The organism is Candidatus Pseudothioglobus sp. Uisw_050_01, from assembly GCF_048085775.1.
GTDB lineage: Bacteria > Pseudomonadota > Gammaproteobacteria > PS1 > Pseudothioglobaceae > Pseudothioglobus.
In genome coordinates, this window is record NZ_CP159804.1 from 1595682 (window position 1) to 1611329 (window position 15648).

Below are 15648 nucleotides of genomic sequence, written 5' to 3' on the forward strand. Positions count from 1 at the left end.
AATATGAAATCACATGCTCAAGTAGTCATCATTGGCGGCGGATCACTAGGTGTTAACCTTATGTATCATCTTACTCAAGAAGGCTGGACTGATGTTGTCCTTATTGAAAAAGGTGAACTCACAAGCGGCTCTACCTGGCATGCAGCAGGCCTATGTCCAAACTTTAATGGCAACCATACCCTTTCAAGTATTCACGAATATACAATAAAACTTTATGATGAGATCTTGCCTGAAAAAACTGGTCTTGACTCCTCATTTCATAAAACTGGCTCACTTCGGGTTGGGCATGACAAGGTTGAAGAACAGTGGTTTAATAATATTTTGAGTAAAGCAAATCATATTGGCTGTGAAATGCGTTTTGTCTCGAAAGAAGAGGCCTCAATTATCAATCCATTAATGAATTTTGATAAAGCCAGAAGTATTTTATATACACCCAATGATGGCCATGTAGATCCTACAACGGTAGTCACCCAATTAGCACAACTTAGTAAAAAAGCAGGCGCTGAAGTTAGTAACTTTAATCGAGTGATTGATATCAATATCCTTCCAAGTGGTGAATATGAAGTTGTTACTGAATTAGGAAAAATTATTGCTCAACATGTAGTTAATGCTGGCGGATGTTTCTCACCGCAGGTAGGCGCCATGGTTGGCTCTTATGTGCCGCTGGTTAACTTGCAGCATCAGTATTTAATTACTGATAGCCATCCTGATATTGCAGCTCTATCTAAGGAATTGCCCGTAACTCGTGATTCTATTGCAGCCTCCTATATTAGGCAAGAAGGAAGTGGATTTTTAATTGGTCCTTACGAAACAAGAGGTTCTAAACCATGGGCACTTGATGGTGTAGATTGGTCATTTGATAGGGAGCTCTTTGAGGGTGATCTTGAAAGATTAATGCCTTGGTTAGAACGATGCATGGACATTGTTCCTTTGTTTAAAGAAGTGGGAATTAGTACAGTAATTAATGGACTTATTACTCATACTCCTGATGATAATTTACTTGTTGGCCCTGCAAAAGGGTTGAAAAATTTTTGGAATCTTTGTGGCGCAAGTATTGGAATTGCACAGGGCGGTATTGGTAAATATCTAGCTCAGTGGATGGTTCATGGTCAGACTGAACTCAATATGGCTTCTCTTGATAGTCGTCGCTTTGACAAATGGGCTGATAAAACATACTGCACAACACGTGCTATTGAGTCGTATGAAAGAATGTACTCATTTGCCTCTCCAAATGAAAATCGACCTCATGGACGGCCTATAAGAGTAAGCGCTTTGCACACTTTATTGAGTCAAAAGGGAGCTATACACACTGTCAATACTGGCTATGAAAAGCCTTCTTGGTTCACAACCGATGAAATAATAAATGAAACTTTAACGTGGGCCCATAGTGAAGCTCATGATGCAGTATTACAAGAGTGTAGTGCTGTTCAAAATGCCTGCGGAATAACTGATATTAGCGGAACTGCAAAATTTAGAATTACTGGTAAGGATGCTTTTAAATTTCTAGATAATTTATCCTGTAATAAATTACCTTCAAAAGATGGAAGAATTGGGCTAACCCTTTTTCATGCGCCAAAGGGTGGAATAAGGGCAGAGCAAACAATTAGCCGTATCAGTAATGAAGAGTTTCTTCTAATGGGCGCTATAGGCTCCGAAGTCAAAGATTATCAGTGGCTGGAGTGGCACTCAGATGACTTTGATATCACAATAGAAAATTTAACTGAGGAATGGGGCGGGCTCCTCTTGACTGGCCCTGAAGCAAGAAATATTTTAGGTCAATGCACTCAAGAAGATCTCAGCAACACTGGATTTTCTTGGTTGAGCTGTAAAACAATTAAGATCGATTCTGCAAATGTCTTTGCAATGAGAGTTTCCTATGCTGGTGAATTAGGGTGGGAACTTCATATGCCAAGCTGGCAAGTCATTTCTATTTATGAATCTTTAATGGAAATGGGTGATTCCTATGGATTAAAAGATTTTGGCGGGCAGGCCTTTAATAGCATGCGCTTAGAAAAAATGTACAGGGCTTATGGCGCAGAATTCACTGAAGAAATTTCAGCCTTAGAAGCTGGAATGGATCGATTTCTTGACTTGAGTCGTGAATTCATTGGCTCTAAAAATATCCGTCAAAGACAAATTGATGGAATTAAGACTAAGTTAGCATACCTCATATTTGATGATGATATTCCAGCCGAGTGTTTTGGAAATGAAGCAGTTTTTGAAGGAGATAAGCTTAGTGGAATTATAACTAGTGGCGCTTATGGATTTAGAGTAGGCCGTAGTGTCGCCTTTGCTTATTTAGAACCAAACCTTTGTGAAGAGGGAGTTAAGCTTAGTGTTGAAACCTCTTTAGGCAGTCGCAGTTGTCATGTCTCAATGAGTGCAGCCTATGATGACAACAATGAAAAACTTCGTTCATAAATTCACAACTCGATTAAAATGCCTTTGAAATTACTGTTGAAACACCAAGCCAAGCAATGAGTATGAGTGAGCAAAACAAATTAAGGCAGATTAAAAGTCCATGCGTGAGTATTTGTAAATACAATGAAAATAATTTTTGTATTGGTTGCAATCGTCACATGAATGAAATATTTGATTGGTTTGACTTTACAGATGAAATGCGCGCTGCAATTATGAAGGATTTATTGACTCGTGATATTAGCGCAACTCCTGAGTAAAAAATAGTTAAAAATAAAAAAGGCTAAAACCAACACCAATCATTATTCCTCCAAAAATCCTATTCACCCTCAAGGCAATTTTTTGACTACTTATTAGTTGCCTTAATTTTTTTCCTAGAACACCAATAAATACCAAACCAAGCAACAGTGAAATGGCAACAGTGGCTACGATTTTCAATCCATAAGTTAAACTTACTTGATTAAGATCAATCAGAGAAGGAAGGACTGATAAATAGAAAATCATTACCTTTGGATTAGTTCCAGCCAAGAGGAAACCAGTCAGTAATTCTTTCAAATGGGATTGGGCAGAAACTTCATTATCCATACTGAATTTTCCAGCTATCCATTGAGAATAGCCCAAATAAAATAAATAACAGGCTCCAAAATATTGGACCGCGTTTGTAACAGGTGTAATCAAATCGGCTAGAGCATTTAAAGAAAAAATAACAATAGTTAAATATGACAAATCACCAAGCGTCATTCCTATTGAAAAAAATATTGCTGAAGCTAGCCCTCTCGAAGTAGAAATAGAAAGAAGTGCCAGAGTTCCCGGACCAGGGGTTACTGCAAAAACAAAAAGAGTAAAACCAAGGACTAAAAAAATATTTATTTCCATAATCCGCTACCTAGACGGCAAGAAAGCTTTCAGCTTCAAATCAATTAAAACAAACAAGGCAGAAACAGCCAAAATAATTCCTATAATATTTTTTAAGTTTAGCGATTCTTGAAAAAAAATTGCCCCAAAAGCAATTGCAAAAAATGGTGACAGTAAACTAAACACCGAGGTTTTTTTAGATCCTATAACCCTTATTCCAGTATAGTAAACTGCCGTTATAGCAGTACCAGCTACAACTGAAACAAAAAGTATATTAATCCAGAAAATATAATCCATATCCATTAAAGTTATGAGAAGATTTGTATCATAAGAATAAACCCAATCGATCATAAAGCCAAATAGGCTTATATAAAAGTTAAAAGCCAATACATGCATATTTTTCATATAGGCCCCAACAATAGTTACAGCTGCATAAGCCAAAGCTGCCAAAACAAAATAGAGATTACCTCCACTGATTAATAGTGCCAAGTTAGATTGATCAAAATTCATCATCAAAAGAACACCAATTGTGCCCACCAGTAATGCAGCCCAGTCCTTAATAAGCGGCTTAGATTTCTTTGAAAATATCATAAAGATATAGACAAATATTGGAATCAAAACAGTAACTAATGCAGCCCCTAGGCCCGCAGCACCCCTTTGCATTCCCATAAAATAAAACCGATAGTTACTAATCATAAAGATTGCAATAACGAGTGATAACACAAGATTAAACAAACTAATTTTGATAGGTATTTTCATCCATATCAAAAGTGGGATAGTTGAAAGAACAGATAAGAAAAACCTGTAGACGACAATCTCATCTTCACCGATATAAAAGGAAAGATATTTTGCTGAGATACCTGACAATGCCCACACAAATGGAACAAGAATCATAATAAATGTCATATTTTTTTCAGATTGAAGCATTATTTTCCCAAGTCATATTAGTAGAGACCCACAAAACAGCCAACCAAAATCATCGTAATACCAGTAATCTCATTCACGCGTTTGATAATCGCTGGATTTTCAATATGTTTTCTTAATCGAAGCCCTAGGATGTTTGCTAGAGTGAGTACGAAGAATACTGTAATACCAATAACTGTAACTACTTTAATTTCCGTTGCAACTGTCAAATTATTTAAATCTATAAAGATTGGTAGAAAAGATAAATAAAAAATAATGGTCTTAGGGTTAGTAACCCCAACAATAAATCCTGCTAGTAAAAGTTTTAGTATTGAACTTTTGTTACTTGTTTGTTCGAAGCTAATACCTCTTGACCTATACTGCTGGTAGCCAATATATATTAAATATGAAGCACCTAAAATTTTAACGTACATCATGCTATCACTAATTAGGCCCGCTATGACATTGAGTGCTAGCATTGCAAGTGCGACATAAATGATGTCACCAACAGTATGTCCAATTGAAAGCCACATAGCAGGAATAGGGCCATATCTTGTAGAAATTGCCAGCACTGCAAATAGGCCAGGTCCTGGCGAAATTGCATAAACAAATGTAGCAAACGTTAGAGAAAGCAGGGTAAGTAAATCCATTGCAAGATTATAAACATTGCATCTGCTATAATTATCATTAAATTTTGATCCACCATTAAGCGTATTAAATGAACTTAAACTATCTTGATTTTGAACAACCAATAGCTGAGCTTGAAGAAAAAATTGATGCCCTAGAGAGCATTAAAGATGATGCCGATATTGCTAAAGAAATGGAGTCACTTAAAGCAAAAAGTGAACTACTAACAAAGAAAATTTTTTCATCACTAACTGATTGGCAGGTTTCACAGCTAGCAAGGCATCCCCAAAGACTTTACACTTTGGACTATATTGACAAAATCTTTGATGAGTTCACTGAGCTGTGTGGAGATCGAGCCTATGCAAATGATCATTCTTTGATTGGTGGAATTGCAAAAATTGATGACCTCACATTTATATTTATTGGGCAGCAAAAAGGCCGCTCAACAAAAGAAAAAATTTTTCATAACTTCGGCATGACAAGGCCTGAAGGTTATCGCAAAGCCCTTCGACTAATGAAGATGGCTGAAAAGTTCTCACTTCCAGTAATTACTTTTATAGACACCCCTGGAGCTTATCCTGGAATTGGTGCTGAAGAGCGGGGACAAAGTGAAGCGATTGCTAGAAACTTATTCGAAATGTCTACCTTAAAAACACCAATCTTATCTGTGGTGATCGGTGAAGGTGGCTCAGGCGGTGCCCTTGCAATTGGTCTTTGCGACACTATGATGATGTTTGAATACAGCATTTATTCTGTTATCTCTCCAGAAGGTTGTGCCTCAATACTTTATAAAGACGCCTCTAAAGCACCAATTGCTGCAGAGTCACTTAAACTAACAAGTAAGCATTTAAAAAAACATAAATTAATTGAAAAAGTAATACCTGAACCTCTTGGCGGGATTCATAGAGACCCTGAAAAGGCTTGTGTATTTCTCAAAAAAGCCCTGATTAAAGAGCTAACTAATCTAATTGACTTGCCTATTGATAAACTTATTGAGAATAGACATGAAAAACTACTAGGCTTTGGAAGATTTAGCGAATAAAGACGAATACTTAACTGGCAAGAAAATTGTCGTTGCCTTAAGTGGTGGTATTGACTCAGTTGTTCTTCTCCACTTTTTAAATAAACATTATCCTGGTAACGTTCGAGCTGTTCATATAAACCATAACCTTTCTAAATACAGCGACGAATGGTGCGCTTTTTGTGAAAAAATATGTAATTCAGCCAAAATTGAGTTTAAATATATAAGTGTAAATCTTGAAAATTCTTCTAATATCGAAGAAAATGCTCGTAAAAAACGCTATCTTTCATTAAAATATGAATTAAGAGTGGATGAGATTCTTTGTACTGCGCATCACCAAGAGGACCAAGCGGAAACTTTTTTACTTCAATTATTTAGAGGAAGTGGAGTTGCTGGCCTTGCCTCAATGCCAAAAATAAAAAGTATCGGTGACTCAGAACTTTTTCGTCCATTTCTGAATATTTCAAAACAAAAAATCGTAGACTATGCTTCAAAAAACCATCTCAAATGGATAGAGGATGATAGCAACCTAGATACTAATTTTAAAAGAAACCTATTAAGAATTGAATTTCTACCAAAGCTATCAAGCGCATTTAGTGGACTTTTTAAGAATATATCAAGGAGTGCGGCGCATCAGGCAGAGGCATTGAGACTGATGCAAGACTTGGCTGAACTTGATATTAAAAATTTTGAATTACTGGTCAATAATAAAATTCAAGTTAGCTCATTAATTCAAATGCCAAAAAGAAGAATAGTTAACGTGCTTCGTTATTATATTGCCAATCTAGGCTTTCTATTACCTTCTAATAAAGTTCTAAATGAGCTTATCTCTTCATTGAGTGCAAAAACTGATGCTAATGTAATCTTAAGATGGCATCACTATGAAGTTAGGCGATACAATGGTGAGTTGTATTTTTTTGATGAGCATATTGAGTCTTCAAACTTACCATGCCCCTATTATGAATCATTAAAAAACCTTCCTAATTTTGAAATACGTTTTCGTTTAGAAGGTCAACGAATAAAAGTTAAAGGGAAAGGTCATTCACAATCCCTTAAAAAAGTACTCCAGGAATCAAACATCCCTCCATGGGAAAGAGATAAATTAAGAATGTATTATGTAGATGGCTCTTTACGAGCCATGGAAACGCTTGGTGAAATTACTGAAGCTTAAATACTATTAGCCAAACTAATTATTGTTAAAATCCTGACTTAAGGCGTCTTGTGATTCCGAATTCAAAATAATTTCATAATTATAATGGGGGTGGGAAACGCCAACCTTGACTGGCACTCCTGAGCCAAACTCTTTAACCATACCTTGATCAAATTCAAAACGCATGAAGTGAACAGCTGAGGTCTTAACCTCTGTCTCTCTATCCATGTCCTCATTACAAATAGCAAACACTTTGTCATGATTTCCAACTTGAAAATAGATGCTTCTTTCAACGCCAATTAATTTAGATAATGCAACCGCTCGCTCCTCAACATTAGTATATTCAATCATCATAGTAGCCTTCAAGTTTGAGCCTTCAGGTACCAGTGAGTTATATACATCGAGCTCTTCTTGAATACCGTCAGCCTCAAAAATTTTCTCTATACGAAGCATCTCTTGGATCTGAAACTGGACTGTTGTCTTGTTTTCAAACAACATCCTTACATGCTCTCCAAGATTAACCTCTCTGAGCTTTTTTATTTGAATAGTATCTGAACGAATAGCTGAACGTTTTTCTGCGTATTCTTCAAGAGTGAATAAGTCTTGTCTTGTTAGCATTTAATTAACCTCATTTTTATTATAAACCATAAGCCATTTTCACCAAACTAATTGGATGAATGGATTCTATATCTTGCGTAGCAATATGCGCAACATGGTTGCCAGCCATAACGCAGTCACTAACGACCAAATCGGTTGTTTCAGTTATTTTTTTTGCAACTGGCATTCCAATTTGTACAGAGTAAGTATGCGTATCTTTTCTGACTCCATATGTACCGTCATGTCCAGAACACCTTTCCGCAATATTTACATCTAGGTCTGGAATTAAGCCCAGAATTCTTTTAGTATGTGAGCCAATGTTTTGCACTCTTTGATGACAAGCAATTTGATAAAGTACTTCTTTATCAATTGGATTAAAATTACCATCAAACTGATTACTTTCTTTTAAAAATGATAGATATTCGAAGGGGTCATAAAATGCTTTAGATATTGCCATAATATCTTCATTTTCAGAAATTATCATTGGCAATTCATTTTTAAACATTAAGACACATGAAGGTATTGGCGCAATTAATTTATAACCATCATTAACTAACTTTATAAGTGGTGTTATATTTTCATTCGCATACTTAACCACAGCCTCAAGATCGCCAAGCTCCATCTTGGGCATACCACAACACTGAGTTTTTTTAATGAGTTTTACTTCTACACCGTTATGCCTAAGAACATCGACTAAATCAATAACAGTTTGAGGGTCATTATATTCACCATAACAAGTACCAAAAATTGCTACCTTGAATTTACTTGTAGAATTATCTTCTACAAAAATTTTTGAAAGTTTCTGAGTATGGTATTTTGGAACAACAGCATCAACGTGAACACCTAAAACTTTTTCGGTTACCTTTCTCATTGTTTTGTTGCTATTAGACCAATTAACAATTGGTGAGATTACTGGCATAGACGCAACAGAACCTACTTTTTGTGGTGATGTTAAGATTTTATGAGATAGTTTTGTTTCGCCTTTTTTAAATTGAATTGCTTTTGAGCGAAGCATTAGATGTGGGAAATCAACATTGAAGTCATGCGGCGGAACATAAGGGCATTTTGCCACGAAACATAAATCACATAAATAGCATTGGTCAACCACTTTCTTGTAGTCTGCTTTATCAACGCCATCAACCTCAAATGTTTGAGACTCATCAATCAAGTCAAAGAGTGTTGGAAAAGACTTGCAAAGGCTCACACAACGTCTACAACCGTGACAGATATCAAATACTCTTTCTAATTCTGTATTGAGAGAATCTTCATTATAAAAATCTTCATCTTTCCAATTTAGAGGGTGGCGAGTTGGTGCCTCTAAATTACCTTCTTTAAATTTAGACATATATACCTAGGATTTGTTGCCATAAGCTAAGCCTATGGCAACGAAGTTTTTATAAGCTATCTAGTGCTTTTTGGTAACGATTTGCATGAGAACGTTCAGCTTTAGCTAAAGTTTCAAACCATTCAGCAATTTCATCAAAACCCTCATCTCTTGCTGTTTTGGCCATACCTGGATACATATCAGTGTATTCATGAGTTTCTCCATGAACAGCACTTTCAAGCATCTCTTTTACTTCTTTAGCAGGCATATCTGTCCCTGGATCACCAACACCACCTTCAATGAGATGCTCCATATGACCATGAGCATGGCCAGTTTCACCTTCCGCAGTTGATCTAAATAACGCAGCCATATCTGGCTCACCAAGAACATCACATTGGTTTGCAAAATATAAGTAGCGTCTATTTGCCTGAGACTCTCCAGCAAATGCATCCTTTAAACTTTGTTCTGTTTTACTTCCGCTTAATGACATAACTTCCTCCGATTGGTTAAACGAGCCATCATCATACCAGTACTTTATATATAAATAAATTGAATAAATGTGTATATAATATCCGTAAAAATCGAATATAAAAAATGACACCCTCACTAAAAAACTTACAGTATTTAGTTGCACTAAAAAAAACTAATCACTTTTCCAAAGCTGCAAATGATTGCTTTGTTAGCGCTTCGACATTCAGCGCAGGAATATCAAAACTTGAAAGCGACTTAGGAGTTCTGCTTGTTGAGAGAGACAATAAAAACGTTCACTTTACAGCAACTGGGAATCGAGTTGTAAAACAAGCTCTATTAGTGATGGCTGAGATTAATGTCTTATTAAGTACTGCAAAGTTAGATTTTTTTGATTCTGAAGTTACTATTGGAGTAATACCTACGATTTCTACCTATATTCTGCCAAATTTCTTATCTAACTTAAGCAAGCTTTATCCAAAACTTAAGGTTTCTTTTAAGGAAGATACAAGTGAAAATTTACTTATGCAACTAGAGCAAGCTAAGATTGACTTTGCCATATTTGCTTTTCCATATGAATTGCCCAACTTTATTGAAAGCTTTCAAGTCTTTTCTGACCCAATTTATTTTATTCAACATAAAAAACGTAAATCTAAAGTAATTGATAATGGGTCACTGCTAATGCTCGAACAGGGTCACTGCTTGAGGTCACATATATTGCAAAATAATAAAATTTCAAATCAACATATTTCTGACTTTTCTTGTACCAGTATTCCAACACTTGTTGCTATGGTCGATACAGATATTGGCGTGAGTTTTCTACCCAAAATGGCAATCGATTTTGGCATACTTAAGCATTATCCCAATATATCCATTGACATGAATTCAACCAAGGCAAAACGAGATATTGGAGTTATCTATAGAAAAAATAATCAGCAAGAAGAAAGCATCAAAAAACTCGCAGGGCTTTTAATTAATTCTTAGTTTTGCCTAATGGTAAGGGTTACTAATCCCCAGAGTCTTTAGAAAATCAATTTCAATAGACTCCATTTTATTAGCAGATTCAAGATCTGTATGGTCATGCCCTACCAAGTGAAGAATTCCATGTATCGCCATATGAGTCAAATGATCTGAAAACGTTTTATCTCCTACTAGCGCCTCTTCTCTTACCACATCAGCACAAATAACAACATCACCTAATATTGGCTCTCCAATTTCCTCAGGAATATCGCTTTGAAAAGATAGCACATTAGTTACTTGGTTTTTAGCTCGGTACTCTTTATTAAGAACTTGAATCTCAACAGGTGAAACTATGCGAATGAGCAACTCACTTTCTTTAATTCCTGCTTCATTCATAAATTTTTGGCAAACTAACCCAAGCTTGTCTTCATCTATATTTATATCGTTAATGATGTTTTGAATAACTACCATGGCTAATTTATATTGCTAAAATACTTATTTTATCCCTAAAACATTTTACTTTGAGTCAAATCATAGAAGTTGCGATTCCAGTGCCCTTACACAATACATTTGATTACATCTGTAATCAAGAAGTAAGAGTAGGAGCCAGAGTTAAAGTTCCATTTGGTCCAAAAAAAGTTATAGGAATTGTACTTTCTCTAAAAGATAAAAGTGAGTTTGGTAAACTTCGGGCTATCGAAGAAGTAATTGATACTGAAGCATTATTATCCAAAGAAATTCTTGATTTTTTATTCTGGTCCGCCAACTATTACCATCATCCAGTTGGTGAAGTTCTTGCTAATGCCCTTCCAAAAAACCTGAGACTTGGAAAGCCTGCAATTATTAAGAAACCAACTGAAATAAATAATGTAGTCACACCGAGATCCTTCAAACCAACATCTGAACAACAAAATGCAGTTAATGAAGTTCTTAAATATGAAAATACCTTCCATGGATTCCTACTTCAAGGAGTCACAGGAAGCGGAAAAACTGAGGTTTATCTCAATCTTACTGAAAAACTTATAAAGGATGGGAAGCAAGTTCTTGTTCTAGTCCCTGAAATTGGATTAACACCTCAAATGATCGCGCGCTTTGAAGAAAGAATAAATGAAAGAGTTGTTGCTGTTCACTCACAACTTAATGAAACCCAAAAACAAGACGCCTATCTATTGGCTAAAAATGGAGAAGCAAAAGTTATCTTAGGCACTCGCTCTGCTATCTTTACTCCAATCCCTAAACTTGGATTAGTTATCGTGGATGAGGAGCATGATGGCTCCTTTAAACAGCAATCGAGCTTCCGCTATTCTGCTCGAGATCTAAGCTTTATGCGCGCCAAATTTGAAAATATTCCTCTGATTTTAGGAACTGCAACACCCTCGCTTGAGACCTTAAAAAATGTTGCTGACAAAAAACTGACGCGACTTACTTTGACCACTCGCCCTGGTGAAGCAATTATGCCAATTGTTAACTTAATTGATATGAGGAGTCAGCCTTCAGAAGCCCTATCAATACCTCTAGTTTCTAAAATAAAAAAATACTTAGAAGACGATAAACAGGTCATGCTCTTTATTAATCGTCGGGGCTATGCGCCAGTTTACTATTGTACTGAATGCGACTGGCAATCTGAATGCACCAATTGTGACTCAAAGCTTGTCTACCATCGCAATATTAATCGACTTAAGTGTCATCATTGTGGTCTAGAAAAGTCACCAGAATCCTCTTGCCCCTCTTGCAATAGTCAAAGCCTGAAAATACTAGGTTATGGAACAGAAAGGTTGGAAGAAAATCTTGAGTCATATTTTCCCAATTCTGATGTAATTAGAATTGATAGAGACACAACAAGAAAGAAAAAAGCATTTACATTGCATTTAGAAAAAATAAACTCTGGGAAGCCTTGCATTATTGTTGGCACTCAAATGTTAGCAAAAGGCCATGACTTCTCTAATTTAGCATTTGTTGGTATTTTAGATGTAGATGTTGGCCTCATGTCGCTAGACTATAGAGCGACAGAGCAATTAGCACAATTACTTATTCAAGTTTCAGGAAGGTGTGGAAGAGGAGAGTATAGAGGAGAGGTTAATATTCAAACTCGCTACCCCCATCATCCTATCTTTAAGTTTGTAAGAGATTCACAATATATTGAGTACGCAAAAACCTTGTTACTAGAGCGAGAGGAGACACAACTCCCTCCATATGCTCATCAAGCACTAATTTGCGCAAATTCTAAAAATAAAAATGAAGCTGAAAAATATTTAACTGAAGTGGCTCAATTAATTAATAATATTGATATAGAATCAATCGAAATTTGGGGACCTGTACCTGGGGTTATTGAGAAGAAGTCAAATTATTACTATTTCAATTTATATATACAATCTAAAGATAGAGTTCAGCTTCATAGGTTAATTAAAACCTTTTATAAGCATATTGAGACAATCAAGGTGAGCTCATCAGTTCGCTGGTTTATTGATATTGATCCCATTGAATAGTCAATATAACTTTTTCCTAAAGGCTTTCAGCCACATCTTTCATTGCATCAGTAATTTGAAGTAACTCTTGATCAGTTATTATAAAAGGTGGCATCGTGTAGAGTAGTTTGCCATAAGGTCTAAGCCAAATTCCACAGTCAATTAACTGCTCTTGGGTTCTCTTCATATCAAGAGGCTCTTTAAACTCTACAACGCCTATTGCCCCAATGACTCTAACGTCAAATATAGATTTATGTTTCTTTAAAGCTAGTAATTGAGATGAAAGAATGTCTTGAATCTCTGAGATCCTTTTTTTCCAATTGCTACTAAGAAGTAAATCAATACTAGCATTCGCTGCTGAACAGGATAAAGGGTTTGCCATAAAAGTAGGCCCATGCATTAATACTCCAACTGTAGTAGAGACTTTTTCGGAAGTTATTGCAGCTGCCATGGTCACATAACCACCCGTTAAAGCCTTGCCTATACAAAGAATGTCAGGAGAAATATTTGCATGGTTGCAACCAAAAAGTTCTCCTGTTCGGCCAAAACCTGTCGCTATTTCATCTACAATCAATAAGACCTCATAATCATCGCATAAAGATCTAACGCCTTTGAGATAATCAGCATCATATATATTCATTCCACCAGCCCCTTGAACAATAGGCTCAAGAATAATTGCTGCAATATTATTATGACTTTCTTTAAGTCTTGACTCTAAATCTAAAAGAGCCTCAGCGCTTTTCCCTGACTTGGGCTGAGTTACAAAGTAATGTTTTGGAAGTACGCCACTAAACAAATGGTGCATGCCATTATTTGGGTCACACACACTCATCGCTCCAAAAGTATCTCCATGGTAACCACCTCTAGGGGTTACAAAATGTGACTTTTCTTTTTTTCCTTTATTTTGCCAATACTGCAAAGCCATCTTAAGAGAAACTTCTACAGAAACAGAGCCAGAGTCAGCAAAAAAAACCTTATCAAGCCCTTGAGGAGTTATTTTTATGAGTTTTTCACATAAGTCAATAGCAGGTTGGTGAGTAAGCCCTCCAAACATTACGTGCGATACAGCATCAATCTGAGCCTTCATTGCCCTATTTATGAAAGGATTATTGTAACCATGAATCATTGACCACCAGCTACTCATACCATCAATAACACGAGTTCCATTTTTAAAGTTTAAATAAACCCCATCTGCAGTATCAACAAGATAAGTAGGCACCTTATTTGGTATCGTAGCGTAAGGATGCCAAATATGATTATCATCAATACTCATTAAAGGCACTCTCTTAACTGCGTCATAGAGTCGATTACAAGATCAGGGTTTTCATCTAATATATTATTACCATGATTGTAGCCATATGACATACAAATTATATCAAATCCAGCTGCTCTAGCAGCCTTTACATCACTTACAGAGTCTCCCAACATAAGGCATTCTTTTGGATCTATATTAAAAAAACTAGCGCCATGAAGAAGCGGCAAAGGGTCTGGTTTTTTCTTTTTCAGAGTATCACCAGAAATGACTATCTTAAAGTAATCATAGATATTTAATGATTTTAGTAATGGGTGAGTAAACTGTTCTGCTTTATTAGTAACACAGCCTAAAAGATAATTCTTAGATTGTAAATAATCTAATCCCTCTTTAACCCCATCATATAAGCTTGACCTTATTGCTGAATTTTCAGCATACAGTTCTAAAAAAATTGGATACGCGGTGTCGAATACTTCTCGACTTGGCTTGAGATCCAAATCTCCAGTCAAAGCTCGCTCTACTAATCTAGGAACACCATTTCCAACCCAATGTCTAACCCTTGACTCTCCTCTTGTCGGCATACCAAGCTGAATCATCATCTCATCAACACAGTAGGCAAGGTCAGGGACACTATCAACTAGAGTTCCATCAACATCAATCAATATTAATTTTGGCTGAAATTTTTTCATTAATGTTCTTTATTTATTGCAAGTTTGGTAGAATTGAGTTAAGCATTTATAACTAATATATTTTATATGGAAAACAAAACAGTCATTGGATTTATTGGAGCTGGAAATATGGCGTATGCACTGATTAAAGGCCTCCTCAGTAATGGCTTTGATGCTAAAAATATAAATGTAAGCGACTCTAATGAAGAGCTTCTTATCAATCGTCAATCTGAACTTAAAATCACAACATATTCTGATAATAACTCTTTACTAGATAATAGTGATATTGTTGTTTTTGCAGTAAAGCCTCAAGTACTCTCGATAGTTTGCCTTCAATTAAAAAATAAAGTTAAACCAAACCACCTTTTTGTCTCTATCGTAGCCGGAATTAGAGGTAATGATATTAATCGTTGGTTAGGAGGTAATTTTGCCCTCGTAAGAACAATGCCTAATACACCTGCACTATTTAAAAGTGGCGTTACAGGTCTTTTTGCAAATGATTTAGTCAGCAATCAACAAAAAGAATTAGTAACTTCAATCTTATCGTCTGTGGGCGAATGTTTCTGGGTAGATGATGAGAAATTAATAGATGCAATTACTGCCATATCTGGAAGTGGGCCGGCTTATTTTTTTCTATTGATGCAATCAATTACGCAAGCAGCAACTGCTCTTGGTTTAGATGAAAAAACTGCAAACTCTTTAAGTATTCAAACTAGTTTAGGTGCAAGCCTAATGGCAACTAAAAGTGGTAAAGATTCAAAGACACTTAGGAAAGAAGTTACTTCCCCCAATGGAACAACCCAAGCAGCTATTGAAAGCTTTCAAGATCAAAACTTTGAGGGAATAGTTGCAGCAGCTACAAGGGCTGCTTATGACCGAGCCCGGGAACTTAGTAATGACCTAGGTGATGTTGAGTAAAAAAAGAAAATTAAAAATATTT

16 protein-coding genes are annotated in these 15648 nt (G+C 36.0%); 7 read left to right on the forward strand and 9 right to left on the reverse strand.

The features are described from left to right. Positions 1-3 precede the first annotated feature (3 nt). On the forward strand, positions 4-2421 hold the full coding sequence (locus ABXT51_RS08085; protein WP_416695199.1) for an FAD-dependent oxidoreductase: 2418 nt from the start codon (positions 4-6) through the stop codon (positions 2419-2421). A gap of 62 nt (positions 2422-2483) precedes the next feature. Beyond that, the gene (locus ABXT51_RS08090) at positions 2484-2678 is read left to right on the forward strand and encodes a DUF1289 domain-containing protein (RefSeq protein WP_416695201.1); all 195 of its coding nucleotides are present in this window, start codon (positions 2484-2486) and stop codon (positions 2676-2678) included. 7 nt (positions 2679-2685) lie between these two features. Here the strand turns inward: ABXT51_RS08090 and ABXT51_RS08095 are convergent, their stop codons facing one another. Genes ABXT51_RS08095 through ABXT51_RS08105 form a run of 3 tightly spaced genes read right to left on the reverse strand, consistent with a single transcriptional unit; the run spans position 2686 to position 4826 of the window. Then, positions 2686-3294: a LysE family translocator gene (locus tag ABXT51_RS08095; protein ID WP_416695203.1), complete on the reverse strand. Its 609-nt coding sequence runs from the start codon at positions 3292-3294 to the stop codon at positions 2686-2688. Between the two features lie 6 nt (positions 3295-3300). Further along, positions 3301-4200: a DMT family transporter gene (locus ABXT51_RS08100; protein ID WP_416695205.1), complete on the reverse strand. Its 900-nt coding sequence runs from the start codon at positions 4198-4200 to the stop codon at positions 3301-3303. A 17-nt stretch (positions 4201-4217) separates the two neighbouring features. Then, entirely contained in the window at positions 4218-4826 is a 609-nt protein-coding gene (locus ABXT51_RS08105) for a LysE family translocator (protein ID WP_416695206.1), read from the reverse strand. 68 nt (positions 4827-4894) lie between these two features. Between ABXT51_RS08105 and ABXT51_RS08110 the strand changes: the two genes are divergently transcribed. Next, complete coding sequence (locus ABXT51_RS08110; RefSeq protein WP_416695208.1) at positions 4895-5845, forward strand: acetyl-CoA carboxylase carboxyltransferase subunit alpha; 951 nt, start codon at positions 4895-4897, stop codon at positions 5843-5845. Next, positions 5826-6995 carry a tRNA lysidine(34) synthetase TilS gene (gene tilS / locus ABXT51_RS08115; RefSeq protein ID WP_416695210.1) on the forward strand — a complete coding sequence of 390 codons (1170 nt, stop codon included), beginning with the start codon at positions 5826-5828 and terminating at the stop codon, positions 6993-6995. Before ABXT51_RS08110 ends, tilS begins: the two co-directional genes overlap by 20 nt. Before the next feature lie 15 nt (positions 6996-7010). Here tilS and ABXT51_RS08120 read toward each other — a convergent pair whose 3' ends face one another. Genes ABXT51_RS08120 through ABXT51_RS08130 form a run of 3 tightly spaced genes read right to left on the reverse strand, consistent with a single transcriptional unit; the run spans position 7011 to position 9385 of the window. Next, positions 7011-7592 carry a DUF3501 family protein gene (locus ABXT51_RS08120; protein WP_416695212.1) on the reverse strand — a complete coding sequence of 194 codons (582 nt, stop codon included), beginning with the start codon at positions 7590-7592 and terminating at the stop codon, positions 7011-7013. Between the two features lie 19 nt (positions 7593-7611). After that, complete coding sequence (locus ABXT51_RS08125) at positions 7612-8916, reverse strand: heterodisulfide reductase-related iron-sulfur binding cluster (protein ID WP_416695214.1); 1305 nt, start codon at positions 8914-8916, stop codon at positions 7612-7614. A gap of 49 nt (positions 8917-8965) precedes the next feature. Beyond that, entirely contained in the window at positions 8966-9385 is a 420-nt protein-coding gene (locus ABXT51_RS08130; RefSeq protein WP_416651770.1) for a rubrerythrin family protein, read from the reverse strand. A gap of 104 nt (positions 9386-9489) precedes the next feature. Between ABXT51_RS08130 and ABXT51_RS08135 the strand changes: the two genes are divergently transcribed. Beyond that, positions 9490-10347, forward strand: coding sequence for a LysR substrate-binding domain-containing protein (locus ABXT51_RS08135; RefSeq protein ID WP_416695216.1), 858 nt, complete (start codon positions 9490-9492; stop codon positions 10345-10347). 6 nt (positions 10348-10353) lie between these two features. On the opposite strand, the gene ybeY is transcribed toward ABXT51_RS08135, so the two are convergent. Beyond that, positions 10354-10794, reverse strand: coding sequence for an rRNA maturation RNase YbeY (gene ybeY / locus ABXT51_RS08140; protein ID WP_416695219.1), 441 nt, complete (start codon positions 10792-10794; stop codon positions 10354-10356). A gap of 50 nt (positions 10795-10844) precedes the next feature. Between ybeY and priA the strand changes: the two genes are divergently transcribed. Next, entirely contained in the window at positions 10845-12809 is a 1965-nt protein-coding gene (gene priA / locus ABXT51_RS08145; protein ID WP_416695221.1) for a replication restart helicase PriA, read from the forward strand. A gap of 16 nt (positions 12810-12825) precedes the next feature. Here the strand turns inward: priA and bioA are convergent, their stop codons facing one another. Continuing rightward, positions 12826-14061 carry an adenosylmethionine--8-amino-7-oxononanoate transaminase gene (gene bioA / locus ABXT51_RS08150; RefSeq protein WP_416695223.1) on the reverse strand — a complete coding sequence of 412 codons (1236 nt, stop codon included), beginning with the start codon at positions 14059-14061 and terminating at the stop codon, positions 12826-12828. Then, positions 14061-14729 carry a phosphoglycolate phosphatase gene (locus ABXT51_RS08155; protein ID WP_416695225.1) on the reverse strand — a complete coding sequence of 223 codons (669 nt, stop codon included), beginning with the start codon at positions 14727-14729 and terminating at the stop codon, positions 14061-14063. Before ABXT51_RS08155 ends, bioA begins: the two co-directional genes overlap by 1 nt. A gap of 66 nt (positions 14730-14795) precedes the next feature. Between ABXT51_RS08155 and proC the strand changes: the two genes are divergently transcribed. Further along, entirely contained in the window at positions 14796-15626 is an 831-nt protein-coding gene (proC, locus tag ABXT51_RS08160; RefSeq protein WP_416695227.1) for a pyrroline-5-carboxylate reductase, read from the forward strand. Positions 15627-15648: the final 22 nt, after the last annotated feature.

What these genes read in the sequence shown, in the direction of transcription:
- ABXT51_RS08085 (WP_416695199.1), top strand. Translation starts at nt 4, where the DNA reads ATGAAATCACATGCTCAAGTAGTCATCATTGGCGGCGGATCACTAGGT.
- ABXT51_RS08090 (WP_416695201.1), top strand. Translation starts at nt 2,484, where the DNA reads ATGAGTGAGCAAAACAAATTAAGGCAGATTAAAAGTCCATGCGTGAGT.
- ABXT51_RS08095 (WP_416695203.1), bottom strand. Translation starts at nt 3,294, where the DNA reads ATGGAAATAAATATTTTTTTAGTCCTTGGTTTTACTCTTTTTGTTTTT.
- ABXT51_RS08100 (WP_416695205.1), bottom strand. Translation starts at nt 4,200, where the DNA reads ATGCTTCAATCTGAAAAAAATATGACATTTATTATGATTCTTGTTCCA.
- ABXT51_RS08105 (WP_416695206.1), bottom strand. Translation starts at nt 4,826, where the DNA reads ATGGATTTACTTACCCTGCTTTCTCTAACGTTTGCTACATTTGTTTAT.
- ABXT51_RS08110 (WP_416695208.1), top strand. Translation starts at nt 4,895, where the DNA reads ATGAACTTAAACTATCTTGATTTTGAACAACCAATAGCTGAGCTTGAA.
- ABXT51_RS08120 (WP_416695212.1), bottom strand. Translation starts at nt 7,592, where the DNA reads ATGCTAACAAGACAAGACTTATTCACTCTTGAAGAATACGCAGAAAAA.
- ABXT51_RS08125 (WP_416695214.1), bottom strand. Translation starts at nt 8,916, where the DNA reads ATGTCTAAATTTAAAGAAGGTAATTTAGAGGCACCAACTCGCCACCCT.
- ABXT51_RS08130 (WP_416651770.1), bottom strand. Translation starts at nt 9,385, where the DNA reads ATGTCATTAAGCGGAAGTAAAACAGAACAAAGTTTAAAGGATGCATTT.
- ABXT51_RS08135 (WP_416695216.1), top strand. Translation starts at nt 9,490, where the DNA reads ATGACACCCTCACTAAAAAACTTACAGTATTTAGTTGCACTAAAAAAA.
- ybeY (WP_416695219.1), bottom strand. Translation starts at nt 10,794, where the DNA reads ATGGTAGTTATTCAAAACATCATTAACGATATAAATATAGATGAAGAC.
- bioA (WP_416695223.1), bottom strand. Translation starts at nt 14,061, where the DNA reads ATGAGTATTGATGATAATCATATTTGGCATCCTTACGCTACGATACCA.
- ABXT51_RS08155 (WP_416695225.1), bottom strand. Translation starts at nt 14,729, where the DNA reads ATGAAAAAATTTCAGCCAAAATTAATATTGATTGATGTTGATGGAACT.
- proC (WP_416695227.1), top strand. Translation starts at nt 14,796, where the DNA reads ATGGAAAACAAAACAGTCATTGGATTTATTGGAGCTGGAAATATGGCG.